Below are 26314 nucleotides of genomic sequence, written 5' to 3'. Positions count from 1 at the left end.
CGCGATTCGGAATCGTCCGATATGTATCTGGATCAGTCCTATCGCATTGCGGTCTTGCAGCGAGGCTTCAGGCTTTTTGAGCGGTTTTTTTCGTCGTTTCCGGATTCTCGAAGCCATGACGGCGATGAAAAATAGGAGTTATCTGGTTGTTGTAACAAAGACCTTGGAATGCATTGCAAATTGAACAGGCTGGCTGTGTTTTGTGTCTGATCGCTCCATGCACTTTGGATGCCCGCGCTGGCTTCGTGCACTGATGAACGCAAGACGCAAGACGCACGGCGCTGCCCATTCGAGCAACGGCAGGGTACCGGGTTGACTACCAGGAGGTTGGCAGCTTGAGCTGCAGCATTTCCAGGAAGGACTGCGCCGCATGCGGCAGCGTGCGGCCGGCCAGCGTCTGGACCTCGATGTCGCGCAGGTCCATGCCCCGGTCGCTCAGGGCCACCGCCACCAGTGCGCCCGTGGCCACCATGTGGCGCGCGGCGATCTCGCTGGCCACGGCCACCGCGGCGCCCTGGGCTGCAAAGTTCAGCAGGGTCTTGCCGTGGTTGCTCTCCATCACCGGCATCAGCATCAGTCCCTGGCGGCTGCAGGCCGCGTCCAGCAGCTGGCGCACGGCAGTATCGGCCGGTGTGAGTGCCAGCGGGTGGCGTACCAATTGGGCCAGCGACAGGCGGCGGGCCTGGGCCAAGGCATGGCCGGGTGCGACCAGGGCGACCAGGGGCGCCGCCACGCGGCAGGCCACGGCAATGCCTTTTTCAGGCGCGCGGCTGAAACACAGCCCGATGTCGGCCGTGCCGCTGCGCACGGCCTCGGGCACGGCGGGCGTGGGCAGCACCATCACCTCGAAGACGATGCCGGCATGCGCGCGCTGGAACGCTGCGCACAGGCGCGGCAGGAACTCGTTGGCAAAGGCGTCGGAGCTTGCGATGCGCACGCGGCCGCTGCGCAGCCCCTGCAGGGCCTCGATCTCGCCCAGCGCGCGCTCGGCATCCAGGCCGGCGCGGCGCACATGGTCGGCCAGGATCTCCCCGGCCGCATTGAGCACCATGCCGCGCGGGTGGCGTTCGAACAGCGCCGTGCCCAGCAGCCCCTCCAGCGCCGCGATCTGGCGGCTGATGGCCGAGGCCGCCACATGCAGCCGCGCCGAGGCCTCGGTCAGCGATCCGCATTGCGCCACTTCGTGGAAGTAGCGCAGCGCGGTGTCCTGCAAAAGAAGGTGGCGGGCGTCGGGCATGTCGCCCCGATTGTCATCAATTTGCCGCAGAGGCAACGCAGGTTTGCAAATTTGCTGATGGCGGCAAAGGGGCGAGGGTTCTACGATGGCCTGTTGCGGCGTTGCAGGGAGCAGCGGCTGCAGCCGTCCAACCCTCTGACCAGGAGTGTGCCCATGAAGGCATTGCCCAGCGTTTTACTTCCACGCCGCGCCATCGTGGCTGCGGCCTGCGCCCTGGCTGGCGCCATGGCCCTGCCCGCCGTGGCACAGGGCCAGGCGTCCTGGCCCTCGCACCCGGTGCGCCTGGTCGTGCCCTTTCCGGCCAGCGGCGCCACCGACCTCGTGGCGCGCGTGGTGGCGCAGCGCATGTCCCAGGACCTGGGCCAGCAGCTGGTCATCGACAACCGCCCCGGCGCGGGCGGCACCATCGGCACGGGCGAGGCCGCCAAGGCCTCGCCGGACGGCTACACGCTGCTGTTCACCACCAGCAGCACGCATGCCATCTCGCCGCACCTGATGACCCGTCTGGCCTACAAGGCCGACAAGGATTTCACGCCCATTGCCGAGATCGGCGGCGCGGCCAGCATCCTGCTGGTCACGCCCTCGCTGCCCGTGCGCAACGTGCAGGAGCTGATCGCCTATGCCAAGGCCCATCCGGGCGCCCTCAACTACGCCAGCAGCGGCAACGGCACCATCGTCCACCTGAACGCGGCGGCCTTCGCGGCGCGCGCGGGCCTGCAGCTGACCCATGTGCCCTACAAGGGCACGGCCCAGTCCATCACCGACCTGGCCGCGGGCCAGGTGCACCTGCTGTTCGACTCCATTCCCACCGGCATGCCCCATGTGGCCAGCGGCCGCCTGCGCGCACTGGCCGTTACCGGCGACAAGCGCAGCGCGCTGGCGCCCGACCTGCCCACGGTGGCCGAGTCCGGCCTGCCTGGCTATTCTTCGGTCACCTGGTTCGGCGTCTACGGCCCGGCCGGCATGAAGCCCGAGCTGGTGGCGCGGATCAATCAGGCCTTCAACAAGGCCATCCAGAATCCCGAGGTGGTGGCCAGCCTGGCCAAGCAGGGCGTGGAGGCCGCATCGCCCCGCACGCCCGCGCAGTTCGCTGCCATGGTGCAGGCCGACAGTGCGCGCTGGGCGCAGGTCATCAAAGACAACAAAATCACCCTTGACTAACCTTTTCCCCATCGAGACATGACAAGCACCATCAAGGACTGGACACTTCCCTACGCCTCGCACCGCTCTTCGGTGCTGGGCCGCAACATGGTCTCCACCTCGCAGCCGCTGGCCGCGCAGGCCGGCCTGGCCATGCTGCTGGCCGGCGGCAATGCCGTGGATGCGGCCATTGCCACGGCCATGGCGCTGACCGTGGTCGAGCCCACGGGCTGCGGACTGGGCAGCGATGCCTTCTGCATCCTGTGGGATGGCAAGGAGCTGCACGGCCTCAATGCCTCGGGCCGCTCGCCCCAGGCCTGGACGCCCGAGTACTTCGCCGCGCTGGGCGGCATTCCCGAGAAGGGCTGGAACGCCGTCACCGTGCCCGGTGCCGTCTCGGCCTGGGTGGAGTTGTCGCGCCGCTTCGGCAAGCTGCCGTTCGAGCAATTGGCCCAGCCCGCCATCCGCTATGCGCGCGACGGCTTTGCGGTCTCGCCCACCATCGCCACGCTGTGGGCGCTGGGCGGCGCCAAGCTCGGTGACCAGCCCGGTTTTGCCGAGTGCTTCCTGCCCGATGGCAAGGCCCCCAAGGCGGGCGAGGTGTTCCGCAGCGAAGCCCATGCGCGCACGCTGGAGGAGATCGCCGCCACCAAGGGCGAATCCTTCTACCGTGGTGCGCTGGCGCGCTCGATGGCCGAGCACGCCAAGGCCTGCGGCGGCGCCATGACCGAGGCCGACCTGGCCGCCCACCAGGCCGACTGGGTCGGCACGGTGTCGCAGACCTTTGGCGACTCGGTGATCCACGAGATCCCGCCCAACGGCCAGGGCATTGCCGCGCTGATGGCGCTGGGCATGCTGGACGCACTGGGCGTGGGCGCCGAGCCGCTGGACGGCGTGGAGTCCGTGCACCTGCAGGTCGAGGCCATGAAGCTGGCCCTGGCCGACCTGCACGAATACAACGCCGACGGCGACCACATGCGCGTCGAATCCGCCCATCTGCTGGACGCCGGCTACCTGCGCGAACGCGCGGCGCTCATTGACCGCGAGCGTGCCAGCGCGCCCACCTACGGCGCACCCCGCCCGGGCGGCACCGTCTACCTGGCGGCGGCCGATGCCAGCGGCATGATGGTCTCGTTCATCCAGTCCAACTACATGGGCTTCGGCTCGGGCGTGGTCGTGCCGGGCACCGGCATCAGCCTGCAAAACCGCGGCCACGGCTTCACCACGCAAGCCGGCCATGCCAACGAGGTCGCGCCGCGCAAGCGGCCCTCGCACACCATCATCCCGGCCTTTGCGATGAACGCCGACGGCACGCCCCAGATGGCCTTCGGCGTGATGGGCGGCCCCATGCAGAGCCAGGGCCACCTGCAGATGGCCCTGCGCGTGCTGCGCTACGGCCAGAACCCCCAGGCCGCCGCCGACGCACCGCGCTGGCGCGTGACGGGCGGCAAGGGCGTGGCCGTGGAGCCCGCCTTCGATGCCGAGGTCGTCGCCGCCCTGCGCGCACGCGGCCACGAAGTCACGATCGAGGAAGGCCATGGCGTCTTCGCCTTCGGCGGCGCACAACTGGTGCTGCGCGACGGCGACCACTACATCGGCGGATCGGACCCGCGCAAGGATGGGGGCGTGGTGGCGTTCTGAGGGCGCGAAAGCCCCAAGGCCTGCCGCGCAGATCGAGTTCGCTTTAGAGTCATGGCATCGAAATCTTGATGCCATGGTGCGAACGGAGGTGGATGCAATGACGGCCAGAGATGATGAATCGGCGCTGCTATCGCGCTGCTCCTTCGTCGCCCGGGAGCGTGCGCAGCCCGCCCAGGACCAGCGCGAAGCCAACGTGTTTCGCCTGGCCGCCATGATCGTCCGTTCACGATTCCCCCAGGAATCTGCGAGCCTGATGCAGGCCAGCGAGCGATATTTCGCCTTGCATCCAGAAGAAAGACTGCCATCGGAAGATGTGGTCAGGCGGGGTTGGGTTCTGAGCCTGCCCCGTCTGCGCGACATGCTCAGCCTTCGGCTGCGTGGGCACTGAGGCCATGTCCATGCTCCCGATTTTTCATACCCATACGGCGCTGGCAGAAGGCCTGCGGGAGCTGTTCAAGCAGTTGGAGCAGCGGCTTGCGCTGGGCCGCCCCTTGAATGTCTATCTGGCTGGCGGCATGGCCGTTCACCTCTACACAGCAGACCGCGTCACTACCGATGTGGATGCGGAATTCGGCGGGCGCGTCCATCTGCCGAACGACCTGATGGTCGAGGTGATGCTGGAGGACGGCACCCCGCAGGTGGTCTACCTCGACACCAACTACAACTCCAGCTTTGCGCTGATGCATGAGGACTATCTCGATGACGCCATCCCTATCGACCTCGGTGTGGACCAGATTCGCGTGCATGTCCTCTCTCCCGTGGATCTTGCCGTAAGCAAGATTGCCCGGTTCGCCGACAACGACAAAGAGGACATCGCGGCCCTGGTTCGGCTCGGGCTGACCAGCGCCGATGCCATAGAGCAGCGCGCAACAAGCGCCCTGGCCGGCTACATCGGCGGACAAGCCATGCTGAAGCTGAATTTGCGGGACGCGGTGGCATTGGCGCGTCGGGAGGAGGGCGGTCGCTCCGGAACCCCCTGAAAGGCCTGGCTGCCGCAACCGTGTTCGCTCCCCCGCTCACCCCCAGCGCAACACCCAATCCGCCCGCCCCCGCGTTGCCGCAATGTGGCGCGCATTGGGCTCGTCCACCTGCGCCACCCAGTCGCGTGCGGCCTGGGGGCTGCGGCCGTGGAGTTCGTGGCGGCGGGTCAGGCGTTCGATGCGAAGGCGGTCGTCCATGTCCACGTACCAGACCTCGTCCAGCAGCGCGTGCACGGCATGCCAGTGCGTGCCCGGCGCATCCTGTTCATCCATCAGCAGGTAATTGCCTTCGGTGATGACCAGGGGCACGCCGGGCGCGATGGCGATGGCGCCTGCAATGGGCTCCTCGATGGCGCGCCGGAATTCGGGGGCGTAGACCGTTTCACCGGCCACGGGCGCGCGCAGGCGGCGCAGCAGGGCCACGTAGCCGGCCGAGTCGAAGGTGTCTGGCGCGCCCTTGCGCTTTGCACGACCCATGCGCTCCAGCGCGGACTGCGCCAGGTGGAAGCCGTCCATGGGCACGGCCGCCGCCAGCGGACCCAGCGCTTGCAGCAGGGCGGCGCAGGCCGTGCTTTTGCCTGTGCCGGGCGGGCCAGCCAGGCCCAGCAGGCGGCGGGGGCCGGAACGTGCCAGCGCAAACGCACGCGCCAGGGCTTGGGGCGGCAGGATGGCCGTCATGCGCGTGCCTGCTGCGCGCTGGCCAGCCCGTCGGCCATGAAGCCGCGTGCGTGCAGGGCCAGGTCCATGCCGTCTTCCCACATGGGGCGCCAGATGGCCAGCGCGTTCGACAGCTGCTCGTTGACGATGGCGGACGAGAAACTCTCGAAGGTGACGGTGCCCTGGTAGCCGATCTGCGCGAGCGCACCGAAGAACTGCGCGAAGTCGATGTGACCCGCGCCCAGGTAGCCGCGGTGGTTCTCGCCGATGTGCACATAGCCCAGCCGCTGTCCGCAGGCCAGCACGGGCGCGGCGAGGTCGGCTTCCTCGATGTTCATGTGGTAGGTGTCCAGGTGCACGCAGACATGGGGCCGGCCGACTTCGTCGATGAACTCCAGCGCTTGTGTGGCCGTGTTCAGCAGATTGCTTTCGTAGCGGTTGACCACCTCCAGGCCCAGCGTGACGCCGCGCTCGCCCGCGAAGTCGGCAATGCGCCGCACGGCCTCGATCGCGTTGCGCCGGCCCCGTGGCGAACAGGGGTGGCCGTATTTCGCCATGGCGCCGTAGAGGATGCCGCCGAAATAGCGCCCGCCCAGGCGCGCCGTGATGTCCACGCCCTCTTGCAGCAGCGCCAGGCCGCGCGCGACCACGGCGGGGTCTTCGCTGGAGACATCGGCCTCGAAGGTCAGCCCGCGCGAGCAGCCCACGCCCAGGCCGTGCTCCTGCAGCAGATCGCGCGTGAGCGCCAGGTCCATGAGCCGGGGGCCGTGCAGGGACAGCTCGACCAGGTCGTAACCGGCCTGGCGCGTCTGCTCGATCACATGGCGGGTGGAAGCTGGCGACAGGTCGCCGGCCCAGACAAGGGCGTGGATGCCGAGGGGGTTCATAGGGGCTCCGGGTGGACTCTGCGAGAGCGTGAAGGGGAGGGTTCGGCGGGTGCCCGGGCACGGCTCCGCCAGCGCGCCAGCAGGTGGCGCGCCGCCACGGCGGCGATCATGGTGGCGCCCCACAGGGCCTGCGTGAGCTGGGCATTGGCGCCCAGCAGGTTCACTCCGCTGGACAGCACCTGCAGGATGAGCAGGGCGACGAACAGCCCCGACACCCGGCCGAAGCCGCCCATGGGATCGGTGCCGCCCAGGATGGCCGCAAGCACCGTGACCAGCAGGTAGGACTGGGCGTAGCCCGCACTGGCCGAGTTGAAGCGCGCCATCATCAGCACGGCCGCGATCCAGCACAGCAGCGTGGACAGGGTGTAGACGCCGATCAGCACGCGGCGCGTATCGATGCCCGCATGGCGCGTGGCCTCGGCATTGGAGCCGACCATGCGGATGGCCAGCCCGTGGCGTGTGCTGCCCAGGTACAGGCCCACCAGCAGGCACACGGCCGCGAAGATCCAGAACGGCAGCGGCAGGCCCAGCCACTGGGCGGAGCCCAGGGCCAGAAAGGTCTCGGGAAAGCCTGCAATGGGCTTGCCGCGCGTGAGCCAGACGCACAGGCCGTTGATCAGCGACATGGTGCCCAGCGTGACGAGGATGGGATGGGCGTTGACGCGCGCCACCAGCCAGCCGCTGGCCAGTCCCACCAGCAGGCTGGCGAGGGCGCCCACGGTCAGTGCCGCGGCGATGAGCAGGCCCTCATGGCCCGACAGGTCCAGGCCCAGCGCCGACAGGCCTCCCACCAGCACCCAGGCCATGGCCAGGCCCGCCATGTTGGCGCTGGCGACCACGGCCAGGTTGATGCCGCCACTGACCAGCGGCAGCATCTGCGCCAGTGCCAGCAGGCCCAGCTCGGGGATTTGCAGCAGCACCGATTGCAGCGTGCCCAGGGTGGCGAAGCTGCCGGGCAGCAGCAGCGTGAACACGGCGCACAGCAGCGCCAGCAGCGCGATCAGGCCCAGCGGCGCGCCAGTGCTGCGGTTCATGGCGCGGCCCCCGCCAAGGGCGCTGCAGGGGTGGCGTCAGCGCTGCGCTGCTGGTTGCGTCGCTGCGTGCGCCGCTGCGTGCGCCGCAGTCCCGTTGCGGCCGCGCAGGCCAGCACCACGGCGCCCAGCAGCACCTGGAAGAAATACGGCGACACGCCCATCAGATTCAGCCCGTTGCGCAGCACGGCCAGCAGCAGCACGCCCATCAGCACGCCGCCCACGCTGCCCGTGCCGCCGAACAGGCTGGCGCCGCCCAACACGGCAGCGGCGAGCACGAACAGCTCCGTGCCGACCAGGGCGTTGGGCACCGACTCGCCCACGCGGTGCGCCTGCGCCAGGCCTGCGATGGCCGCCATCATGCCGAGCCAGCCATAGGCCACGCCCTGGATGGCGCCCAGCCTGATGCCCATGCGGTGGGCGGCCTCGGGGTTGCCGCCGAAGGCGTACAGGCGCCGCCCCAGCGCGCTGCGGCCCAGCAGCAGCGCGGTCAGCAGGGCGGCCGCAGCGGCCACGGCGATGGGCAGGGTCAGGCGCACGGGGTCTGCGCCGTCGGTGCCCGCGAAGCGGGCCAGCACCACGGAATCGCTCCACCACGACGGCAGGTCGTAGATGGACCGGCCGCCCGTGCCATGCATCAGCAGCGCGAAGTACAGGTTCAGCGTGGAGATGGTGATGATGATGGAGGTGGCGCGCAGGCGGTGGATGAGCAGGGCGTTGAATGCGCCCAGCGCCAGTCCCGTGGCCAGGCCCAGCGCGATGCTGGCCGCCGGTGCCCAGCCCAGGCGTGTGGCCGCGAGGGCCGCAAGGTATTGCGCCACCGTGGCCGTGGCGGCAAACGAGATGTCCATGCCGCCCGCGACCAGCACCACCAGCAGGCCCAAGGCCATGATGGCGGTGACCGATGCGCCCTCGGCCACGTCCATCCAGTTGCCCAGCGTCCAGAAGCCCGGCGCCAGGGCGCCGAACAGCAGGGCCATGGCGGCAATGGCCAGGCCCAGCCGGGCCACGGGGTGGTGCAGCAGCGCGTGTGCGTGTTCAGGCATGGACGGCCTCCTCGATCTGGCTTTCGGAATGCACCCCCGGCACGAACTCGCCGGCCATGCGCCCGCCGCGCATGTGCAGCACGCGGTCGCAGTGGGCATGGACCTCGGCCACCTCGCCCGAGATGACGATCACCGCCATGCCCTGTGCGGCGAGCCCGTGCACGATCTCGAAGATGCCCTGCCGGTTGCCGATGTCCACGCCCACGGTGGGCGAGTCGAGGATCAGCAGGCGTGGCGCGGTCGCCAGCCAGCGGGCCAGCACCACGCGCTGGGCATTGCCGCCGGACAGCTGGTGCACGGGCGCGTCCAGCGCGGGCAGGCGCATGTGCAGGCGGTCGCGCCACTGGGCCGCAGTGGCGGCGCGGCGGCTGGCGGGCAGCCAGCCCAGCGGGCCGGACAGGCGCGGCAGCATGGCCAGCACCAGGTTGTCCTGCACGGACTGGCGCAGGTTCAGGCCGATGGACTGGCGGTCCTCGGGCACATAGGCAATGCCCGCCGCCATGGCATCGCGGTTGCTGCGCAGCACCAGCGTGCGGCCGCCCAGGCGGATGCTGCCGCGATCGGGCCGGCGCATGCCGAACAGGCCCAGGGCCAGCTCGGTGCGGCCCGCGCCCAGCAGCCCGGTCAGGCCCAGGATCTCGCCCTCGCGCACGTCGAAGCTCACGTCCTCGTAGTCGCCGTCGCGGCCCAGGCCGCGCACTTCCAGCAGCGCGGGCGCGGCGGACATGTCGCGCGCATGCAGGCGTTCATCCACTTCCTGTCCGGTCATCAGCGCGGCCAGTTGCCGGCCCGACAACTGTTCGGCGGGCCAGGTGCCCAGCTTGCGCCCGTCGCGCAGCACGGTGACGCGGTCGGCGATCTCCATGACCTCGTCCAGCTTGTGGCTCACGAAGACGATGGCCATGCCATCGGCCTGGAGCCGGCGCACCACGGCCAGCAGCGCATCGACCTCGGCACGCGTGAGCGAGGCCGTGGGCTCGTCCATGAACAGCAGCCTGGCCCGGGCCGCCATGCCCCGGCAGATGGCCACGAGCTGGCGGCCCGCAATGGGCAGGTCGCCCACCCGCGCATCCAGCGGCAGCGCAATGCCCAGGCGCCGCAACACTGCCTGGGCCGCCTCGCGCTGGCGCCTGCGGCGCACGGGCGCCCACCAGCGGCCCATGGCCTGGTCGAAGGCAATGTTCTCGGCCACGCTCAGGTTGGGAAACAGCGACAGGTCCTGGTAGATCACCTGGATGCCCAGGGACTTGGCCAGCGCGGGGTCCAGCCGCTGCACGGGCTGTCCGCCGATGTCGATGCGCGCGCCCGGCTGCGGCGCGTGCACGCCGCTGAGCACCTTGATCGCCGTGCTCTTGCCGCTGCCGTTGCTGCCCATCAGGCAGTGCACCTCGCCTGGCATCACGTCCCAGTCCAGCGCATGCAGCGCCGTGGCGTCGCCAAAGCGCACGGTGACCGCCTGCATGCGGACCAGCGCCGTTGTGGTGGCATCCATTTCAGCGCGCGGCTCACAGGCCCAGGCTGACCAGCCGGTCTATGGTCTGCCGGTTGATCGGCTCCAGCTTCTGGCCCTGGATGTTGCGGCGCTCGCGGTCCACCTGCACCTTGCCCAGGCCCGGTATCTCCATGCCGTCCGTGGGCTCGCGGCCGTCGATCAGCATCTTGCCCACATGCACGATGACTTCGCCGGCCAGCGCGGGGTTCCAGATGAAGCCCTCGCGGATCACGCCGTCGCGCACCAGCTTCGCCCCCTGGCCCGGCGAGAACGAGCCCACCACGGCAATGCGCTCGGCTTTGCGCGCGTCGGCCACCGCGCGGCCCGCGCCAATGGGGCCCTGGCTGCCGAAGGCCAGGAACCCCTTGAGGTCGGGGTGGGCGCGCATCAGGTCCTGGGCGCTGCGGTAGGAGTCGTCCAGGCTCTCGGCCACGCCGAAGCGCTCGGACACCAGCTGCATCTTCGGCCACTGTTTTTTCTGGTGGGCGATGGCCGCATCGGCCCAGGCGTTGTGCAGCGGCACGGTCAGCGCGCCCACGAAGACCACGTACTTGCCCTCGCCACCCATGGCCTTGCCCAGGCTGTCCATGTGGCGCTCGCCAAAGCCCGCGACGCTGCTCAGCTCGATGTTCCAGTCGGCGCCCTTCTGGTCGGGCGACTCGTGCGTGAGCACCTTGATGCCCGCGCTGCGTGCACGCCGGAACACGGGCTCCAGCGCCCTGGCATCGTTGGGCACCACGGCGATGACCTTGCTGCGGCGCGCGATCAGGTCCTCGACCGCGCGCACCTGCTGGGCCGCATCGGCCTCGGTGGGGCCGACCATGCCGCTGGAGATGCCCAGGTCGCGGCCTGCCTTGCGGATGCCGGTCTCCATGGCGTTGAACCACGGAATGCCCCCGACCTTGGCCACCACCGACACATCCTCGGCACCGGCCGCGCCTGCCAGCACCGCCAGGGTGCAGGCCAACAGTGCCCTCGAGAACCGGCTGAATCCATGGAACATGGCGCTCCTCCCTCTGTTTTGCACAATCGATTGCGCAAACTATAGACAGATGGACTTCCATTGCCGATGCGGGATTTCCCGGGCCGCTGCTGCGTGCCGGTGCCGGTCCGCCCGAATCGCCGCCGCAGCGGCTACGATGGCCGCCGAGCGCTCCCGTCCCAACCCCTGCAGAGCACCGTGAACCGCCCCCGAACCTCCACCATCTACGACCTGGCCGAACTGGCCGGCACCTCGGCCTCGACGGTCAGCGCCATCCTCAACGGCAGCTGGCAGTCGCGGCGCATCAGCGAGGAGACCGCGCGCCGCGTGCAGCAGCTCGCCCAGGAGCACAGCTTTGCCGTGAACCGCCAGGCCAGCGGCCTGCGCCGCCAGCGCTCGGGGCTGATCGGCATGGTGATTCCCACGCACGAGGACCGCTTCTTCGGCGCGCTGTCCCAGGCCTTCGAGCGCATGGCCCACGCGCGCGGCCTGTGCCCGCTGGTGGTCAGCACGCTGCGCGACGGCGCGCTGGAGGTGGAGACCGTGCGCTCGCTGATCGCCTTTCGCGTGGAGCACCTCATCGTCACGGGCGCCACCCGGCCCGATGCCATCAGCGCCGAATGCCGCAAGGCCGGCGTGCGCCATGTCAACGTGGATCTGCCCGGGAAAAAGGCGCCCTCCGTCACCAGCGACAACCGCTGGGGTGCGGCCGAACTCACGCGCCTGCTGCTGGCGCGCTCCAGGCCCCCGGCAGATGCGCCGCAGGACGCCATCTGCTTTCTGGGCGGCGTCCGCAAGGAATACGCAACCGAGCAGCGCCTGGCCGGCTTTCGCGAAGCCCTGGCGTCCCACACGCCGGTGGCTGACGAGCACATCCTCTGCTGCGGCTACGACCCCGAAGCGGCCCGCCTTGCCGTGGCCGCGCTCTACCAGCGCCTGGGCGGCCTGCCGCGCGCCCTGCTGTTCTCATCGGGCATCACGCTGCAGGGCGCCATCCGCTTCCTGCGCGCACTGCCCGATGCGGAACTGGCGCAATGCAGCTTTGGCAGCTACGACTGGGATCCCTATGCCGAATGCCTGCGCTTTCCGGTGCACATGGTGCGCCAGAACGTCGAAGGCCTGATGGCCGAGGCCTTCCGCGCCATCGACGGCGAAGGCCTGCGCGCGGGGCAGGTGGTGCAGGTGCGGCCGCAGTTGGTGGAGTGGGGGGAGGGCTGACCGCTGGACGGCGCTGTGCCCAGTAAACGCGCGGTCGGCAGGGCTGCGCCTAGTGCTGCGCGAATTCCTTGATGCTCTGCATGGCGGACTGGCCTTCGCCAGCCACCACGATCACCTTGTGGTGCTCAAGCTCCCGCATGATGTCCTGGCTGACTTCCCTGTGAGCCTGCTTGTCCTGTGGAGGCAGGTTCACGTTGACGAGGATGTCTCCGGGCAATTCACGCTGCCGGATCAGTCGCGCGATCTTGCCGGTCCAGACGTCGCCATGCGCAGCAATGTCGTTGGCATCGCTTTGGCCCAGATGCAGGGCCTTGATGATCTTGCGGGGCTTGTCGCCCACCGTCTGCACGAAGTCGAACCGGGCACTGACGTACTCGTTGCCTATGCGCGCCGGCCTGAACGGCGCATCCAATTCGAGGCCGCCCAGCAAAGCCCTCAGGCGTTCGTTCATCGTGCGTTCCACGTACTCGGGCGTGGCAAAAGCATGGTCGACATAGTTGTCGAACTGCTGCTGCAACTCCCGGGCCGGGTCTTCCGTGAGCAGCACTCTGGCGGGGCTGAAGCGCACGATGGCTTCACGTGGCTGCTCGAGCGCGGCCATCATCCCCCTCAAAGCATCTGTCTTCGCCTGCGGCGCCAGGCTGTAGGCGAGGGTCTCGAGCCGCGACAACTCTTCCTCCACGGCCTTGACTGCGCTCTTGTAAAAATCCCTGTCAAGCGCATCGAAGAAATCGGTGACGCGCTTGGACTTGCGGCTTTGCAGCAGAAAACCGAAGTACCCGCTTTGCGGGCAGGTCAGCACAATGCCGATGTTGGCGAACTCGCCGGTCTCGGCATACGGGACAAATTGGACTATCGAATAGCGGCAGGCAAGAGGCTTCATGTGAACCTCCAAAAGTCGGGCGATTTGCACTTCGCAAGCGTCGCGGCAATGGCATTGATGTCCACCCTGGCGGGGATGTCGCATTCCGGGTTGTTCCAATGCCATTCCGGTGGAATATTGTCGCAGGCAAAGCGGAAAACGGCATCCATCGCCTCGGAAAGTTGATCCTGTAGCCGGTCGCGCGACACAAGATCTGTCCTCTGCCAGCAGCCTCTGAAAATGTGATTCTCGATAAAGGTTGCGGCGTCCAGATGCGGGTCGAAGGCGAGGTTGTGGTCGATGACCACCAATGCGCTGCGATGCGCATCCCAAAGCAGGTTGGAGTTGCCGTCCATGCGGTCCACGTTCTGTACCCACCAGTCGAAGGCGAGGATGTTGGCCTGCAGGTCCTGCGGTACATGCAGGATCTGGGCTTTGTCGAACCAGGTGCATCCGGGATGACGCTGCGAGCCGAACGCTATGCCGCAGCCCAATTCACGCCATGGCCTGGGTGCCTCGTTCAGAAGTTCCTGGCTGACATGCAGCAGCTTGAAGGGTGGCAGTGGCAGGCCCAACTGCGCGGCCAGATGCGCACAGATCCACTCGTTGCACAGGCTGGACCGATCCGTCTGCCGTCCTTTGACGTAGTAGGTCTGGCCATCGTCGGCCCGGCACAGAAACGGCTTTTGCGCGCCTTGCTCGGAGCGGCCCTGGATTTCAATGACTTCAGCGATGGCAGGCGGCATCTTCGTCTATGTCGTACAGGTTGCAGGAGGTCTGCTTCCAAGTGCCATCTTGCCCGATTTCGGCTGGATGGCCTTTGCTGCCAGTGTGATGCGGCGAGGCGTGCGGCCCTGTCCCCACCAACCCCGGCATCACCGTGAAATCCACCTGCGCCAGCGCCAGTTGCTGCATGGCCGGGATCAGGGCGCGGGCGTCGCCGCGCCGCCATTGGAAGGCGTAGTGCAGGGGCGCGAGGGCGGCCTTGGGATGGGCGCCCCCGACGGCGCGCAGGCCCAGGGCGGCGATCCAGCCGGTGGGCAGGAAGCCCACGCCCAGGCCGGCGCGCAGCATGCCGGCCACGGCGCCCCAGCTGTTGCACAGGATGCGCTCGCGCACGCTGGCGCCCCGGGCGAGCAGCCAATCGTCCAGCAGGCGCGTGGTGCCGGCCTGCGGGGGCAGGGTGACCAGCGCATGGCGCTGCAGCAGGGCTGCGGCGCCCAGGCGGCCCGCGCCTGCCAGGCCGGGGGCCACGGCCCAGGCAAAGCGCGCGGCGCCCACGGGGCGGGACAGCAGGCTGCTGCGCGAGGAGCGGCCCGCGATGACGGCAAAGTCCAGCTCGCCATCGTCCAGCCGCTGCTCCAGCACGCCGCCCACGTCCACATGGGGCTCCAGCACCAGTTGCGGATGGGCCTGGCGCGCGGCGGCAACGAAGGCCGGCAGCCAGGTCAGCGCCGACAGGTCGCCCACGCCGAAGCGGCAATGGCCGGCCAGCGCCTCGCGCGTGTCCAGGGCCTGGCCCAGCGCGGCCATGGCGTTGAGCACCTCCAGCGCGGCGGGCAGCAGGCGCTGGCCGGCGTCGGTGAGCACGGCGCGGTGGCCGCTGCGGTCGAACAGCGGCTGGCCCAGCGCGGACTCCAGTTCCGTGATGCGCTTGGACAGCGAGGACACGGACAGGTGCACGCGTTGCGCGGCCGTGGCGAAGTTGCTGCAGGTGGCGGCCCACCAGAAGGCTTCGAGCTGCTTGACCGAGGGTGTGGACATGGGTTTGTCATTGGCAAAAAGCGAACAAGTGCATTCTAAATAATCCACTTTCATTCAATGGATGCGCGGCCTACAGTGGCGCCGGTTCCTGAACATTCCGAGGTCCGCACCATGGCCGCCATCGCTTCCTCCTCTGCCTCTGCCTCCACGCCTTCGGCACCCGCCCTGCCGGCGCCGCGCGCCCCGGCCGTGCTGCGCCGCATGCTGTCGCTGCATGATTTCGAGGAGGCCGCGCGCCGCAGGCTGCCCCGGCCCATCTTCGGCTACATCGCCGGGGCAGCAGAGGACAACGCCTCGCTGCGCGACAACCGCGAGGTGTTCGGCGAATGGGGCCTGACCACGCGCGTGCTGGCCGATGTGTCGCAGCGCTCGCAGGCCGTGGAGCTGTTCGGCGAGCGCTATGCCAGCCCCTTCGGCATTGCGCCCATGGGCATCAATGCGCTGTCCACCTACCGGGGCGACCTGGTGCTGGCACGCGCGGCCCAGCGCGCGGGCATTGTGTCGGTGATGAGCGGCACTTCGCTGATCCCCATGGAGGAGGTGGCGCGCGAGAGCCCGGCCACCTGGTTCCAGGCGTACATCCCCGGGGACCAGGCCCGCATCGACGCGCTGATCGACCGCGTGGAGCGCGCAGGCTTTCGCACCCTGGTGGTGACGGTGGACATCCCGATCTCCGCCAACCGCGAGAACAACATCCGCACCGGCTTTTCCACGCCGCTCAAGCCCAGCCTGCGCCTGGCCTGGGACGGCATGGTGCGCCCGGGCTGGGTGGCCGGCACCTTCCTGCGCACGCTGCTGCGCCACGGCATGCCGCATTTCGAGAACTCCTTTGCCACGCGCGGCGCGCCCATCATGTCGTCCAGCGTGATGCGCGACTTTTCGGCACGCGACCACCTGAGCTGGCGCCATATCGAGGCCATCCGCCGCCGCTGGAAGGGGCCGCTGGTCATCAAGGGCGTGCTCAGCGTGGAGGACGCGCTGCAGGCGCGGCGCGTGGGGGCCGACGGCATCGTGCTGTCCAACCATGGCGGGCGGCAGCTCGACGGCGCGGTGTCGGCCATGCGCATTCTTGAGGACGTGGTGGCGGCCGTGGGGCCGGACTATCCCGTGCTGATCGACGGAGGTTTCCGGCGCGGCTCCGATGTGCTCAAGGCCGTGGCGCTGGGCGCGCGCATGGTGCTGGTGGGCCGGCCCTTCAACTATGCCGCCGCCGTGGGCGGCGAGGCCGGCGTGCTGCACGCCATCGGCCTGCTGCGCGACGAGGTGGACCGCAACCTGGCCATGCTGGGCGCCTCCTCCTGCGGCGCGCTGGACCGCTCGCACATCGTGCGCCGCGCATCGGCCTGACAGAAACCTCCACCGCCCGTTCAAAACACAGCCATTCCCAGGAGACATCCCATGAACCACTTCACTTCACGCCGCAGCCTGTGCGCCCTGCTGCTGGCCGCAGGCGCCGCACCTGGCGCCATGGCGGCCGATGCCGGCGCCTATCCCACGCGCCCGGTGCGCCTGATCGTGCCGTTTGCGGCCGGCGGCACCACCGACATCGTGGCGCGCGCGATCGCGCCGCGCATGGCCGAGGCCCTGGGCCAGCCGCTGGTGGTGGACAACAAGGGCGGCGGCGGAGGCGCCATCGGCGCGCACGAGGCTGCGCGCGCCCAGCCCGACGGCTACACGCTGGGCGTGGCCACCGTGTCCACCACGGCCACCAATCCGGCCATCAACCCGCGCCTGCCCTACAACCCGCTCACCGATTTCACGCCCATCACCAACATTGCGGCCACGCCCAATGTGCTGGCCGTGCATCCGGGCTTCAAGGCGCAGAGCTTTGCGGCCTTCGTGGAGGAGGTGAAGAAGAACCCCGGCAAGCATGCCTACGGCACGGCGGGCACGGGCTCCATAGGCCACATGCTGATGGAGCTGATGTCCAGCCGCTCGGGGCTGTCGCTCACGCATGTGCCCTACCGGGGTTCGGGCCCGGCGCTCAACGATGCGGTGGCGGGCCAGGTGCCCATCGTCTTCGACAACCTGCCCTCGGCCCTGCCCTTCATCAAGGCCGGCCGGCTCACCGCGCTGGCGGTGGCCGCGCCCGAGCGCCTGGCCCAGCTGCCCCAGGTGCCCACCTTCAAGGAGCTGGGGCTGGAGCCTGTCAACCGCAGCGCCTTCTATGGCATCTACGGCCCCAAGGGGCTGTCGCCCGAGATCGTGGCGCGCCTGCATGCGGCCGCCCAGCGCGCGCTGGCCAGCCCCGAGGTGCGCCGCCAGATCGAGGACACGGGCTCGCGCGTGATCGGCAACCGCCCCGAGGAGTTCGCGCGCGAGATCGCGGCCGAGAACGCCCTGTACCGCAAGATCGCCACGGAGCGGCGCATCGTGGCGGATTGAGGGGCAGCCGGGGCGGGAATGGGGGATGGGGCTGGGCGTGCGAAGAAATTTTCGCCAACGCTGTCACAACGCGCACGCTCCATGCGTCTTGAAGGTATGGGCCAGCCATTCCGGCCGGCTGCTACATCCCTCAAGGAGTGTTTTCCATGACCGCTTCGTCTTCCGCCTCCACCTGCGCCCGTCCTCTTGCCGCCCCCATGCCGCGCCTGAACTTCCAGGCCGTCGCCCCCGAGCTGTACAAGGCCCAGGCCGGCATCAACGCGCTGCTGCACGAGTCCAGCCTGGGCATCCAGCTGCTGGAGCTGGTGTTCCTGCGCGTCTCGCAGATCAACGGCTGCGCCTTCTGCGTGGACATGCACACGCGCGAACTGCTGTCCCGGGGCGAGGACCTGCAGCGCATCAACAGCATCGTCACCTGGCCCGAGGTGGATTTCTACGACGGGCGCGAGCGCGCGGCCCTGAACTGGGCCGAGCGCTGCACGCGCCTGAGCCAGGCCCATCCCGAGCAGCAGGACTTCGAGGCGCTGCGCCCGCATTTCAGCGAGCGCGAGATGGTGGAGCTGACCTATGCCATCGGCAGCATCAATGTCTGGAACCGTCTGTGCGCGGGCTTTGCAGCGCCCGTGGCACGCAAGCCGATCAAGCTCTGAACGCCTGCAAGCCGCTCACTCCGCGGAGAGCTTTCGCTCCTTGACCAGCCTGCCCCACTGCTCGTACTCCTTCTTCATGAAGGCCGCGAACTCGGCGCGCGTGGTGGGCTGGGGCGTGAGGCCGTGCTTGTTCAGCGCCTCCTTGACGCCAGGGTCATTGAGTACCTTGACGATCTCGGTGTTCCAGCGGTCCAGCATCGGCTTGGGCGTCTTGCCCGGTGCCACGAAGGCATACCAGTTCAGCGCCTCGAAGCCGGGATAGCCGGCTTCGGCCACCGTGGGGATGTCGGGCATGTACGCCGGGCGCGTGAGGCCCGTGGTGGCCAGCGGGATCAGCTTGCCGGCCTCGATGTGGGGCAGGGCCGTGGGTGGCGCGGCGAAGTAGCTGGTCACGCGCTCGCCCAGCAGGTCCTGCAGCGCGGGCGCGCCGCCCTTGTAGGGCACGTGCACCATGTCGATGCCGGCGCGTTGGTTGAACAGCTCGCCTGCCAGGTGGGAGGCGGAGCCCGCGCCCGTCGATGCGTAGTCCACCGTGCCCGGGTTCTTCTTGGCCTTGGCCACGAACTCGGCCAGGGTCTTCACGCCCGCGCCCTTGTGCACCACCAGCACGTTGGGAAAGTTCACGCCGCCCGAGATGGGCGCCAGGTCCTTGAAGGGATCGTAGGGCAGCTTCATCAGGTGCGGCGCAATGGTCAGCGGCCCCACCGAGCCGAACAGCAGCACCGAGCCGTCGGCCGCAGCGTTGGCCACCTGCTGGTGGGCGATGTTGCCGCCCGCGCCGCCCTTGTTCTCCACCACCACGCTCTGGCCGATGTTCTCGCCCAGCTTCTTGGCGATCAGGCGCGCGGCTGCATCGGCGGCGCCGCCGGCTGCGAAGCCCACGACCAGGGACACGGGCTTCTTGGGGGGAAAGTCCTGGGCCTGCGCACCGGCGGCCAGGCCGAGCAGGGAGGCGGCCAGGGCGCTGGCATGCAGGAAGTTGCGCTTGTTCATCATGGGGTTGTCTCCGTCATTGGCTGGGAATCGGGGCGGATGCGGCTAGTCGGCACCCAGCCCGATGGGGCTGGGCTGGCGCTTTTCGGTGTTGTGGCGCAGCAGGGATGCCGTGCGGAACACGCCGTGCGCGAACTTGCCGTAGGGCAGGGTGGCGAACAGGGCGATCACCGCGCCCAGGTGCAGGCACAGCAGCAGGGCCAGGGCCGGCGTGCCGCGGCCCAGCCACAGCGCCATGCCGCTGGCGGCGACCAGGAACAGCAGGGCGATGAAGCCCAGGTCCATGGGTTTCTGGCGCGCGTCGCCATGCAGCGGGTGGCGCCTGCGGTTCAGGCGCCACAGGCCTGCGGTGCCCAGCATGAGGCTGGTGCCGCCCACGGCGCCCAGCAGCTTGGGCAGGCTGGGAAATTCGTAGGGCGCGGCCCAGCCGAACACGTAGTGGTAGACCGTGGCCAGCGCCGTGGCCGCAAAGCACAGCATGAATCCGTAGAAGGTCAGGTGGTGAAAACGCCTGCGGCTCAGGGTGTAGGCATCGTCCTCGTTGTGGCAGCCCTCGCCGTGGCCGCCGTCCAGGTATTTGAGGCGCAGCACGTCGTGCGCGGCCTCGGCCGCCGCCGGCGTGCCCACGTCCACGCCGCCGGTGGCGGGCTTGACGTCCTTCCAGAAGCGGCGCACGCCCATGGCCAGCGCCAGCACCACGAACAGGAACACGGGCGCGAAGATGCCTACCAGCAGGTTGTGCGGGAACAGGTTGTAGAAGTTGGCGCCCAGGTCCGCGCCCCACAGCCGGTCCAGGCCGCCCTGCAGTGCCACGGCCAGCACCAGGAACAGCGACAGGCCTGCGGCCAGGGCCAGCGACAGCGTGAGCCCGTTCCTCTGGTACAGGCGCCCCAGGGCGGGCGGCCAGGCGTAGTCGGCATAGGTCTGGCCGCGCACCTCGGCCATGGCCTTGGGGATGTTGATGGCGAATTCATGCGGCGGCGCGTACTGGCAGGCATGCAGGCAGGCGCCGCAGTTGTGGCACAGGTTGGCCAGGTAGTGCACATCGGCCTTGCCGAACTCCAGGCGCCGCGTCATGGCCGGGAAGACCGCGCAAAAGCCTTCGCAGTAGCGGCAGGCGTTGCAGATCTGCAGGGCGCGCGCCACCTCGCCTTCGGCGGCGGTTTCGGTGGAGATCGGCAGGATGGGGATGACCCGGCCGGCGGCCAGGTCCTGGGCTTCTTGTGCCAGGGCGTTCAGGGTCTGCATCTCGGTCAAGCCTTCTCTGTCACTGCGCCGCGCACGGCGGGGTGGCCCGTGGCGGCCAGGGCTGCGTTGCGGCCCGCGATGCGGCCGAAGGCCGTGCCGATGGACATGCCCACGCCGGCCGTATAGCCCTTGCCCAGCACGTTGCCGGCCATCATTTCGCCGGCCACGAACAGGTTGGTGCTGGGCTGGCCGGAAAAGCGCACGGCCGCCGTGTCGTCGGTCTCCAGGCCCAGGTAGGTGAAGGTCACGCCGGGGCGCAGCTGGTAGCCGTAGAAGGGCGCCGTGTCGATGGGGCGGGCCCAGTGGGTCTTGGCGGGGGCCAGGCCCTCGGTGTGGCAGTCGTCCAGCGCCGTGTGGTCGAAGTGGCCGACGCGGCAGGCGCCGTTGTAGGCATCCAGGGTCTGCATGAAGCGTTCCTCGTCCAGGCCCAGCTTGCGTGCCAGTTCGGGCAGGGAGTCGGCGCGCACGCCCGGGAAGACCGGCGGCATGAAGCGGCCAATGGCCTTGGCGTCGATGACGGACCAGGCGGTCTGGCCCGGCTGCTGGGCCACCAGGCGGCCCCAGATGGCATAGCGCTTGGGCCAGAAGTCCTCGCCCTCGTCGTAGAAGCGCTCGGCCTCGCGGTTGACCACCACGCCCAGCGAGACGCAGTCGATGCGCGTGCAGATGCCGCCGTCGTACAGCGGCGCGCGCGCATCGATGGCCACCATGTGGGCCTGGGTGGGGTCGCCGATGCGGTCGGCGCCATGGTCTTCGAGCAGGTGGCGCAGCAGCACGCCGCGGTTGAAGGCCGTGCCGCGGATCAGGAAGTTGTCGGACGGCCACTCGCCGCGCGCGTTCTGCCCCCAGGCCTCGCGCAGCCACTCGCGGTTGGACTCGAAGCCGCCCGCCGCCAGCACGCAGGTCTTTGCGGTGATGCGCTGCTCGCCCACCCAGGCGGCCTTGAACTCGCCGTCCTCGATCTCCAGCCGGTCCACGGGCGACGCGTAGCGCACCTGCACGCCCAGCCGTTCGGCGCTGCGGTAATAGGCATTGACCAGGGCCTTGCCGCCGCCCATGAAGAAGGCGTTGGTGCGCGCCACATGCAGGGCGCCCGACAACGGCGGCTGAAAGTGCACGCCGTGGCGGCGCATCCAGTCGCGGCAGGTGGAGGAGGCACGGATCACCATGCGCGCCAGGTGCTCGTTGGTGATGCCGCCCGTGACCTTGAGCAGGTCCTGCCAGAACTCCTCTTCGGGGTAGGCCTCGACCAGCACGTCCTGTGGCGCGTCGTGCATGCAGCGCAGGTTGCGCGTGTGGCCGGAATTGCCGCCGCGCCAGTCGCGCGGCGCCGCCTCCAGCAGCAGCACGCTGCAGCCTGCCTCGCGCGCCATCAGGGCCGCGCACAGGGCGGCATTGCCGCCGCCTATGACCAGGACATCGGGGTCCATGGAGTTCTCCTTGCATTCGCCATCGTGGGGATTGCGAATGTAGGGAGAACGCCGCGCGGCGGGCAGGGGCCCGCCGGCATGGGGGTATCAGTCTTCGTGATGGATGAGGGCCGTGCCGGCCCAGGCGCCGCCGCGCAGCAGCTGGCGCACGCAGTCGATCAGCACCACGCGCGCGGCCAGGGCGGCGGGCGACAGCTCATCCTCGGACAGGCTGCATAGCAGGTTGGTGCGCAGGGCATCTTTGTCCGTGATACGCGACCACTCGAAGCGCTGCGCGGCATCGGCATAGCGGCCCATGGAGGCCCAGGGCTGCACCGTGCTGCCCAGGCCCGCATCCACGGCCGCCATGACCATGGACAGCGAATCCACCTCCAGCACCAGATGCGGCGTGAAGCGCGCCTGCGAGAAGGCCGTGTCCAGCGTGCTGCGCAGGCCGTGCAGGCCCGTGGGCAGGATCAGCGATTCGCCGGCCAGGTCGGCCAGCGCCATCTGCGGCGGCAGCGGCTCGGGGTGGTGGCCGCGCGCGCGGATCAGGAACAGCTCTTCCTCGATCAGCGGGTGCACCTGCCACCGCCGCCCGCCTGCGCGGGCCTGACCGCCGTGCAGGCGGGCGTCGAACAGCACGGCCATGTCCAGCGCGCGCGCATTGAGCATGTCGGTCAGGTGGCCGGACATGCCCTCCACCATGTGCAGGCGCACATCGGGGTAGCGCGCGCGCATGGCCTGCATCATGGGCAGGCCCAGCATGGCCGAGGTGGTGGGCGCCAGGCCCACGCTGACCGATCCCGACAGCCGCGCCTGCTGCGCGCTGCGCACGGCCTGCTCGGCATGGCGCAGCGTGAGCTGGGCCTCGCGGAAGAAGGCCACGCCCGCCTCGGTGGGCACCACGCCGCGCGGCGTGCGCTGCAGCAGCCGGGTGGACAGCTCGCTTTCCAGGCGGCTGACCTGCTGGCTCAGCGCGGACTGGACCATGTCCAGGTCCAGGGCGGCGCGGCTCATGGAGCCCAGTTCGACGATGCGGACGAAGTAGCGGAGTTGTCTCAGTTCCATGGGGGCGGCGCTTGTGGATGGCAGCGGCGATTGTCGGTGCAGATCGTCGGCGCAGATTCTCGGTGCAGGCCGAGCGGGCCGCTGCTCCGGGGGCTTGGCCTCAGATGCCGTGCGGCAGCAGGGCCGCCAGGGCATCGCCTATAGAGCGCGCAATCAGCTTCTGGCGCTCGCCAGGCATGCGCTCCAGCGTGGAGGCCACGCTGACGGCGGCCACAGGCTCGCCTTCGGCATTGCGCACCGCCATGCCCACGGCCAGCACGCCGCGCGTGGCGTGGTTGCCGATGACGGACCAGCCGCGCTGGCGCGTGGCCTTCACCAGCAGGGCCATGCGCTCGGGCGTCATGCCGCCGTACTGCTCCAGCACGGGCGCGTTGGCCGCCATCGCGGCCTGCACCTCGGCATCGGGCAGGGCGGCCAGCAGGGCCAGGCCCGCCGCTCCCACGCCCAGCGGCTGGCGCGTGCCCACCTGGATCACCAGGATCTGCACCGGATGCGTGCCCACATGGCGTGCGATGCAGTGCGATGCCGCGCCTTCGCGCACGATGGCGAAGGCCGCATCCGCACAGCCCGCGCTCACGCGCTCCAGCACGGGCTGCAGCCGCACGGCCATGTTGGGCTGGCCTGCGCTGGCGGCCGTGGCCGCCAGCCGGTGGCCGGCCGCATAGCCGAAGCGCCCCCTGTGCGCCACATAGCCGCTGTCCACCAGGGTGGACAGCAGGCGGTACACCGTGGCGCGCTCCAGCCCCGTGGCGCGGCACAGGTCAGCGACGCGCAGGCCTTCGCGGCCAGCGGCCAGCACGGCGTCCAGCACCTGCAGGCCACGGCGCAGCGTGCGGCTGCCGGCATCGTCGGCGGAGACTGGAATGTCCGCTGGCCGGACGTTTGGATTGGTGCTGCGCGAAGGCATGGAAAAGAATTTCCCGGTGATTGCAGGCAGGGCAGAAAAGAGCCTGCGTGCAGCGCGCAGTGTGCCGCAGGCCGTCGAAAGCCCACACAAGCAGACATAAGCGGACATCAGAACGATCACCTGGAGACAAGACATGACAACCCCTGCCCGTTTCAATCCGTGGGCGCGCCGGCGCCTGCTGGCCTGTTCCTTCACCTGCGCACTGGCCGGCATGGCCGCCACGACCGCCGCGTTGGCGCAGCCGGCGGCCTGGCCTGCCCGGCCCGTGCGGCTCGTGGTGGGCTATGCGGCCGGTGGCGCCACCGACGTGATCGCACGCCTGGTGGCCGCCCGGATGGGCGAGCAGCTGGGCCAGAGCGTGGTGGTGGACAACCGCACGGGCGCCAACAGCAATGTGGGCGCCGAGGCCGTGGCGCGGGCGCCTGCGGACGGCTACACGCTGTATGTCTACACCATTGCCAACACCATCAATGCCTCGCTCTACCCCCGGCTCGGCTATGACCCGGTCAAGGACTTCGAGCCCATAGGCCTGATCGCCAAGATTCCCAACATCCTCGTGGTCAACCCGCGCCTGCCCATACAGAACGTGGCCGACTATGTGCGCCATGCCCGGCAGAGTGCGCAGGGCATCAGCTTCGCCTCGTCGGGCAGCGGCTCGTCGATCCATCTGTCGGGCGAGATGTTCCGGCAGCTCTCGGGCCTGCGCATGCTGCACGTGCCCTACCGGGGCAGCGCACCGGCCATCACCGACCTGCTGGGCGGGCAGGTGGATTCCATGTTCGACAACGCGCCCTCGGCCCTGCCCCATGTGCAGGCAGGCAAGCTGCGCGCGATCGCCATCACCAGCGCCCGGCGCTCGGCGCTGCTGCCCGATGTGCCCACGCTGGCGGAGTCGGGCTATGCGGGCTTCGACGTGCAGTCCTGGTTCGGCCTGGCCGCCCCTGCGGGCACGCCGCCCGCCGTGATCGAGCGCCTGAACCATGCCCTGAATACCGCCCTGGCCGCACCCGAGCTGCGCCAGCGCCTGGGCGAGATGGCCGCCACGCCCGAGCCCGGCACCCCGGCGCAGATGCGCAGCTTTGCGGCGTCGGAGATCAAGCGCTGGCGCGAGGTGGTCAAGGCCTCGGGCGCCACCGCCCAGTAGTTCGGCACACGTTCGGCAAAAGCTCGACACAACCGCCCCACAAGGAGACGACCCCATGCAACCCATTGATTTTTTCTGGCGCGCGGCCGAGCGCTGGCCGCAGCGCATCGCCATCGACGCGCCGGGCGGCTGCATCCGCTATGACGCGCTGGCCCGCAAGGTGGCCGCGCTGGCGGCCGGCCTGCAGGCGCTGGAGCCCGCCGTGCAAAGCCGCGTGGGCATCTGCGCGGGCAACAGCGCAGACCATATCGCCGCCCTGCTGGCGGTGATGGCCAGCGGCAAGGTCTGGGTGCCGCTCAATCCCAAGAGCACGCAGTCCGAGGTGCGCCGCATCATCGATGCCACCGAGCCTTCCATCGTGCTGTGCGATGCCGGTGGCGCTGCACTGGTGCAAGGGGCGCCGGGCATCCACCTGGTGCTGGGCGAGGGCACGGCGGCGCTGGAGCAGGCGCAGACCGGCGCCTTGCCTGTGACACCCGAGCTGCCCGCCGATGCCATCCAGGCCATCAAGTTCACGGGCGGCACCACGGGCCTGCCCAAGGGCGTGATGCAGCCCTGCCGCGCCTGGATGGCCGGCATTGCCAACCAGATCCAGGCCTGGGGGTTCGATGAGCATGACCGCTACGTCATGGCCGCGCCCATCACGCATGGCACGTCCACCTATCTGCTGCCCATCCTGGCGCAGGGCGGCTGCCATGTGCTGCTCGACGGTGCGGGTGCCGAGGCCGTGCGCAGCGCCTTTGCCCTGCGCGGCGGCACCGTGTGCTTCATGCCGCCCACCCTGATCTACATGCTGATGGCGCTGCCGGGCGCCAGCCGTGCGGACTTCCCCGGCCTGCGCCGCCTCATCTACGGCGGCGCTGCCATGCCGCCCGAGAAAATCCGCCAGGTGCGCGCCTTCTTCGGCCCCGTGCTGGCCACCACCTATGGCCAGACCGAGGCGCCGCAGATCCTCACGGCCATGCGGCCCGAGGACTTCGAGGACGAAGGCCTGTGGACCTCCGTGGGCCGGGCCACCTGGTTCAGCGACCTGGCCATCATGGCGCCCGACGGCCGCCTGCTGCCCCGGGGCGAGGTGGGCGAGGTCGTGGCGCGCGGCGACCTGCTGATGAGCGGCTACTGGCGCCTGCCCGGCAAGACGGCCGAGACCCTGGTGAACGGCTGGCTGCACACGGGGGACCGGGGCCTGATCGATGCGCAGGGCTACCTGCACCTCAAGGACCGCCTGAAGGACCTGGTCATCACGGGCGGCTTCAACGTCTATCCCGTGGATGTGGAAAACGCCCTGGGCCAGCATCCGGCCGTGCACGAGTGCGTGGTCTTCGGCATCCCCGACGACCATTGGGGCGAGGCCGTGCAGGCCGCCGTGCAATTGCGCGCCGAACTGCGCCCCGACCAGCGGCCGGACGAGGCCGAGCTGATCGCCTTCGTGCGCCAGCGCCTGGGCCCCGTGCAGACACCCAAGCGCATCCACTTTCACGCCAGCCTGCCGCGCTCGCCCGTGGGCAAGCTGCTCAAGACGGCCGTGCGCGAGCTTGCGCTGGCACCCCGCTGATCCCGCACACCATCA

The 26314-nt window shown here is 69.5% G+C and carries 25 protein-coding genes; 10 read left to right on the top strand and 15 right to left on the bottom strand.

Annotated elements, in window-relative coordinates; all coding sequences use genetic code 11:
- Window positions 1-316: 316 nt before the first annotated feature.
- Complete coding sequence (locus ACFPFG_RS17285; RefSeq protein WP_197954056.1) at window positions 317-1237, bottom strand: LysR family transcriptional regulator; 921 nt, start codon at window positions 1235-1237, stop codon at window positions 317-319.
- A gap of 153 nt (window positions 1238-1390) precedes the next feature.
- Between ACFPFG_RS17285 and ACFPFG_RS17280 the strand changes: the two genes are divergently transcribed.
- The 4 genes from ACFPFG_RS17280 to ACFPFG_RS17265 all read left to right on the top strand — a co-directional run bounded on the left by ACFPFG_RS17280 (window position 1391) and on the right by ACFPFG_RS17265 (window position 4998).
- Window positions 1391-2398, top strand: a complete 1008-nt coding sequence (locus ACFPFG_RS17280) for a Bug family tripartite tricarboxylate transporter substrate binding protein (RefSeq protein ID WP_197954055.1) — start codon at window positions 1391-1393, stop codon at window positions 2396-2398.
- 18 nt (window positions 2399-2416) lie between these two features.
- Entirely contained in the window at window positions 2417-4018 is a 1602-nt protein-coding gene (locus tag ACFPFG_RS17275; protein WP_380107569.1) for a gamma-glutamyltransferase family protein, read from the top strand.
- Between the two features lie 73 nt (window positions 4019-4091).
- Window positions 4092-4406: a hypothetical protein gene (locus tag ACFPFG_RS17270; RefSeq protein WP_046241809.1), complete on the top strand. Its 315-nt coding sequence runs from the start codon at window positions 4092-4094 to the stop codon at window positions 4404-4406.
- A 10-nt stretch (window positions 4407-4416) separates the two neighbouring features.
- Window positions 4417-4998 (top strand): DUF6036 family nucleotidyltransferase, encoded by a 582-nt coding sequence (locus tag ACFPFG_RS17265; protein WP_233174748.1) that lies wholly within the window; start codon window positions 4417-4419, stop codon window positions 4996-4998.
- A gap of 36 nt (window positions 4999-5034) precedes the next feature.
- On the opposite strand, the gene ACFPFG_RS17260 is transcribed toward ACFPFG_RS17265, so the two are convergent.
- The 6 genes from ACFPFG_RS17260 to ACFPFG_RS17235 are packed head-to-tail and all read right to left on the bottom strand — an operon-like array spanning window position 5035 to window position 11114.
- Window positions 5035-5676, bottom strand: a complete 642-nt coding sequence (locus tag ACFPFG_RS17260; protein ID WP_380107565.1) for a nucleoside/nucleotide kinase family protein — start codon at window positions 5674-5676, stop codon at window positions 5035-5037.
- Complete coding sequence (locus ACFPFG_RS17255) at window positions 5673-6542, bottom strand: sugar phosphate isomerase/epimerase family protein (RefSeq protein WP_380107563.1); 870 nt, start codon at window positions 6540-6542, stop codon at window positions 5673-5675. Before ACFPFG_RS17255 ends, ACFPFG_RS17260 begins: the two co-directional genes overlap by 4 nt.
- The gene (locus ACFPFG_RS17250; RefSeq protein WP_380107561.1) at window positions 6539-7576 is read right to left on the bottom strand and encodes an ABC transporter permease; all 1038 of its coding nucleotides are present in this window, start codon (window positions 7574-7576) and stop codon (window positions 6539-6541) included. Before ACFPFG_RS17250 ends, ACFPFG_RS17255 begins: the two co-directional genes overlap by 4 nt.
- A complete protein-coding gene (locus ACFPFG_RS17245) occupies window positions 7573-8619 on the bottom strand; it encodes an ABC transporter permease (RefSeq protein WP_380107559.1) in 1047 nt (348 codons plus the stop codon). Before ACFPFG_RS17245 ends, ACFPFG_RS17250 begins: the two co-directional genes overlap by 4 nt.
- On the bottom strand, window positions 8612-10111 hold the full coding sequence (locus ACFPFG_RS17240; RefSeq protein WP_380107557.1) for a sugar ABC transporter ATP-binding protein: 1500 nt from the start codon (window positions 10109-10111) through the stop codon (window positions 8612-8614). The genes ACFPFG_RS17245 and ACFPFG_RS17240 overlap by 8 nt, the downstream gene beginning before the upstream one ends.
- 13 nt (window positions 10112-10124) lie before the next feature.
- Window positions 10125-11114, bottom strand: a complete 990-nt coding sequence (locus tag ACFPFG_RS17235) for a substrate-binding domain-containing protein (protein ID WP_380107555.1) — start codon at window positions 11112-11114, stop codon at window positions 10125-10127.
- 177 nt (window positions 11115-11291) lie between these two features.
- Here ACFPFG_RS17235 and ACFPFG_RS17230 point away from each other — a divergent pair, with 177 nt between their 5' ends.
- Window positions 11292-12311 carry a LacI family DNA-binding transcriptional regulator gene (locus ACFPFG_RS17230; protein ID WP_380107553.1) on the top strand — a complete coding sequence of 340 codons (1020 nt, stop codon included), beginning with the start codon at window positions 11292-11294 and terminating at the stop codon, window positions 12309-12311.
- A 49-nt stretch (window positions 12312-12360) separates the two neighbouring features.
- Here the strand turns inward: ACFPFG_RS17230 and ACFPFG_RS17225 are convergent, their stop codons facing one another.
- The 3 genes from ACFPFG_RS17225 to ACFPFG_RS17215 are packed head-to-tail and all read right to left on the bottom strand — an operon-like array spanning window position 12361 to window position 14937.
- Entirely contained in the window at window positions 12361-13194 is an 834-nt protein-coding gene (locus tag ACFPFG_RS17225; protein ID WP_380107551.1) for a DUF3037 domain-containing protein, read from the bottom strand.
- Window positions 13191-13919 carry a HipA family kinase gene (locus ACFPFG_RS17220; RefSeq protein ID WP_380107549.1) on the bottom strand — a complete coding sequence of 243 codons (729 nt, stop codon included), beginning with the start codon at window positions 13917-13919 and terminating at the stop codon, window positions 13191-13193. Before ACFPFG_RS17220 ends, ACFPFG_RS17225 begins: the two co-directional genes overlap by 4 nt.
- The gene (locus ACFPFG_RS17215; RefSeq protein ID WP_312378184.1) at window positions 13900-14937 is read right to left on the bottom strand and encodes a LysR family transcriptional regulator; all 1038 of its coding nucleotides are present in this window, start codon (window positions 14935-14937) and stop codon (window positions 13900-13902) included. The genes ACFPFG_RS17220 and ACFPFG_RS17215 overlap by 20 nt, the downstream gene beginning before the upstream one ends.
- 111 nt (window positions 14938-15048) lie before the next feature.
- Between ACFPFG_RS17215 and ACFPFG_RS17210 the strand changes: the two genes are divergently transcribed.
- The 3 genes from ACFPFG_RS17210 (at window position 15049) to ACFPFG_RS17200 (ending at window position 17972) form a co-directional block, all read left to right on the top strand.
- Entirely contained in the window at window positions 15049-16284 is a 1236-nt protein-coding gene (locus ACFPFG_RS17210; protein ID WP_374618925.1) for an alpha-hydroxy acid oxidase, read from the top strand.
- Between the two features lie 51 nt (window positions 16285-16335).
- Window positions 16336-17322 carry a tripartite tricarboxylate transporter substrate binding protein BugE gene (locus tag ACFPFG_RS17205; protein WP_065347099.1) on the top strand — a complete coding sequence of 329 codons (987 nt, stop codon included), beginning with the start codon at window positions 16336-16338 and terminating at the stop codon, window positions 17320-17322.
- A 146-nt stretch (window positions 17323-17468) separates the two neighbouring features.
- Window positions 17469-17972 (top strand): carboxymuconolactone decarboxylase family protein, encoded by a 504-nt coding sequence (locus ACFPFG_RS17200; protein ID WP_374618931.1) that lies wholly within the window; start codon window positions 17469-17471, stop codon window positions 17970-17972.
- 15 nt (window positions 17973-17987) lie between these two features.
- Here the strand turns inward: ACFPFG_RS17200 and ACFPFG_RS17195 are convergent, their stop codons facing one another.
- The 5 genes from ACFPFG_RS17195 to ACFPFG_RS17175 form a co-directional block, all read right to left on the bottom strand.
- Window positions 17988-18968 (bottom strand): Bug family tripartite tricarboxylate transporter substrate binding protein, encoded by a 981-nt coding sequence (locus tag ACFPFG_RS17195; RefSeq protein ID WP_183020770.1) that lies wholly within the window; start codon window positions 18966-18968, stop codon window positions 17988-17990.
- A gap of 42 nt (window positions 18969-19010) precedes the next feature.
- Complete coding sequence (tcuB, locus tag ACFPFG_RS17190; protein WP_380107546.1) at window positions 19011-20213, bottom strand: tricarballylate utilization 4Fe-4S protein TcuB; 1203 nt, start codon at window positions 20211-20213, stop codon at window positions 19011-19013.
- 5 nt (window positions 20214-20218) lie between these two features.
- Window positions 20219-21643 (bottom strand): FAD-dependent tricarballylate dehydrogenase TcuA, encoded by a 1425-nt coding sequence (gene tcuA / locus ACFPFG_RS17185; protein WP_380107545.1) that lies wholly within the window; start codon window positions 21641-21643, stop codon window positions 20219-20221.
- 87 nt (window positions 21644-21730) lie between these two features.
- Window positions 21731-22693: a LysR substrate-binding domain-containing protein gene (locus tag ACFPFG_RS17180; protein ID WP_012202727.1), complete on the bottom strand. Its 963-nt coding sequence runs from the start codon at window positions 22691-22693 to the stop codon at window positions 21731-21733.
- A 100-nt stretch (window positions 22694-22793) separates the two neighbouring features.
- Window positions 22794-23600 carry an IclR family transcriptional regulator gene (locus tag ACFPFG_RS17175; protein ID WP_183020772.1) on the bottom strand — a complete coding sequence of 269 codons (807 nt, stop codon included), beginning with the start codon at window positions 23598-23600 and terminating at the stop codon, window positions 22794-22796.
- A 133-nt stretch (window positions 23601-23733) separates the two neighbouring features.
- On the opposite strand from ACFPFG_RS17175, the gene ACFPFG_RS17170 reads away from it, so the two are divergent.
- Together ACFPFG_RS17170 and ACFPFG_RS17165 are read left to right on the top strand one after the other, a co-directional pair.
- Window positions 23734-24744 carry a tripartite tricarboxylate transporter substrate binding protein gene (locus ACFPFG_RS17170; RefSeq protein ID WP_183020773.1) on the top strand — a complete coding sequence of 337 codons (1011 nt, stop codon included), beginning with the start codon at window positions 23734-23736 and terminating at the stop codon, window positions 24742-24744.
- A 55-nt stretch (window positions 24745-24799) separates the two neighbouring features.
- Window positions 24800-26299 carry a class I adenylate-forming enzyme family protein gene (locus ACFPFG_RS17165; protein ID WP_183020774.1) on the top strand — a complete coding sequence of 500 codons (1500 nt, stop codon included), beginning with the start codon at window positions 24800-24802 and terminating at the stop codon, window positions 26297-26299.
- Window positions 26300-26314 lie beyond the last annotated feature (15 nt).

This window comes from Delftia deserti, assembly GCF_042653485.1.
Classification (GTDB): Bacteria; Pseudomonadota; Gammaproteobacteria; order Burkholderiales; family Burkholderiaceae_C; genus Comamonas; species Comamonas acidovorans.
This window is presented reverse-complemented; position numbering and strand designations above follow the sequence as displayed.

Coding starts and splice junctions, on each gene's coding strand:
- ACFPFG_RS17285 (WP_197954056.1), bottom strand. CDS start 1,237: ATGCCCGACGCCCGCCACCTTCTTTTGCAGGACACCGCGCTGCGCTAC.
- ACFPFG_RS17280 (WP_197954055.1), top strand. CDS start 1,391: ATGAAGGCATTGCCCAGCGTTTTACTTCCACGCCGCGCCATCGTGGCT.
- ACFPFG_RS17275 (WP_380107569.1), top strand. CDS start 2,417: ATGACAAGCACCATCAAGGACTGGACACTTCCCTACGCCTCGCACCGC.
- ACFPFG_RS17270 (WP_046241809.1), top strand. CDS start 4,092: ATGGTGCGAACGGAGGTGGATGCAATGACGGCCAGAGATGATGAATCG.
- ACFPFG_RS17265 (WP_233174748.1), top strand. CDS start 4,417: ATGCTCCCGATTTTTCATACCCATACGGCGCTGGCAGAAGGCCTGCGG.
- ACFPFG_RS17260 (WP_380107565.1), bottom strand. CDS start 5,676: ATGACGGCCATCCTGCCGCCCCAAGCCCTGGCGCGTGCGTTTGCGCTG.
- ACFPFG_RS17255 (WP_380107563.1), bottom strand. CDS start 6,542: ATGAACCCCCTCGGCATCCACGCCCTTGTCTGGGCCGGCGACCTGTCG.
- ACFPFG_RS17250 (WP_380107561.1), bottom strand. CDS start 7,576: ATGAACCGCAGCACTGGCGCGCCGCTGGGCCTGATCGCGCTGCTGGCG.
- ACFPFG_RS17245 (WP_380107559.1), bottom strand. CDS start 8,619: ATGCCTGAACACGCACACGCGCTGCTGCACCACCCCGTGGCCCGGCTG.
- ACFPFG_RS17240 (WP_380107557.1), bottom strand. CDS start 10,111: ATGGATGCCACCACAACGGCGCTGGTCCGCATGCAGGCGGTCACCGTG.
- ACFPFG_RS17235 (WP_380107555.1), bottom strand. CDS start 11,114: ATGTTCCATGGATTCAGCCGGTTCTCGAGGGCACTGTTGGCCTGCACC.
- ACFPFG_RS17225 (WP_380107551.1), bottom strand. CDS start 13,194: ATGAAGCCTCTTGCCTGCCGCTATTCGATAGTCCAATTTGTCCCGTAT.
- ACFPFG_RS17220 (WP_380107549.1), bottom strand. CDS start 13,919: ATGCCGCCTGCCATCGCTGAAGTCATTGAAATCCAGGGCCGCTCCGAG.
- ACFPFG_RS17215 (WP_312378184.1), bottom strand. CDS start 14,937: ATGTCCACACCCTCGGTCAAGCAGCTCGAAGCCTTCTGGTGGGCCGCC.
- ACFPFG_RS17210 (WP_374618925.1), top strand. CDS start 15,049: ATGGCCGCCATCGCTTCCTCCTCTGCCTCTGCCTCCACGCCTTCGGCA.
- ACFPFG_RS17205 (WP_065347099.1), top strand. CDS start 16,336: ATGAACCACTTCACTTCACGCCGCAGCCTGTGCGCCCTGCTGCTGGCC.
- ACFPFG_RS17200 (WP_374618931.1), top strand. CDS start 17,469: ATGACCGCTTCGTCTTCCGCCTCCACCTGCGCCCGTCCTCTTGCCGCC.
- ACFPFG_RS17195 (WP_183020770.1), bottom strand. CDS start 18,968: ATGATGAACAAGCGCAACTTCCTGCATGCCAGCGCCCTGGCCGCCTCC.
- tcuB (WP_380107546.1), bottom strand. CDS start 20,213: ATGCAGACCCTGAACGCCCTGGCACAAGAAGCCCAGGACCTGGCCGCC.
- tcuA (WP_380107545.1), bottom strand. CDS start 21,643: ATGGACCCCGATGTCCTGGTCATAGGCGGCGGCAATGCCGCCCTGTGC.
- ACFPFG_RS17180 (WP_012202727.1), bottom strand. CDS start 22,693: ATGGAACTGAGACAACTCCGCTACTTCGTCCGCATCGTCGAACTGGGC.
- ACFPFG_RS17175 (WP_183020772.1), bottom strand. CDS start 23,600: ATGCCTTCGCGCAGCACCAATCCAAACGTCCGGCCAGCGGACATTCCA.
- ACFPFG_RS17170 (WP_183020773.1), top strand. CDS start 23,734: ATGACAACCCCTGCCCGTTTCAATCCGTGGGCGCGCCGGCGCCTGCTG.
- ACFPFG_RS17165 (WP_183020774.1), top strand. CDS start 24,800: ATGCAACCCATTGATTTTTTCTGGCGCGCGGCCGAGCGCTGGCCGCAG.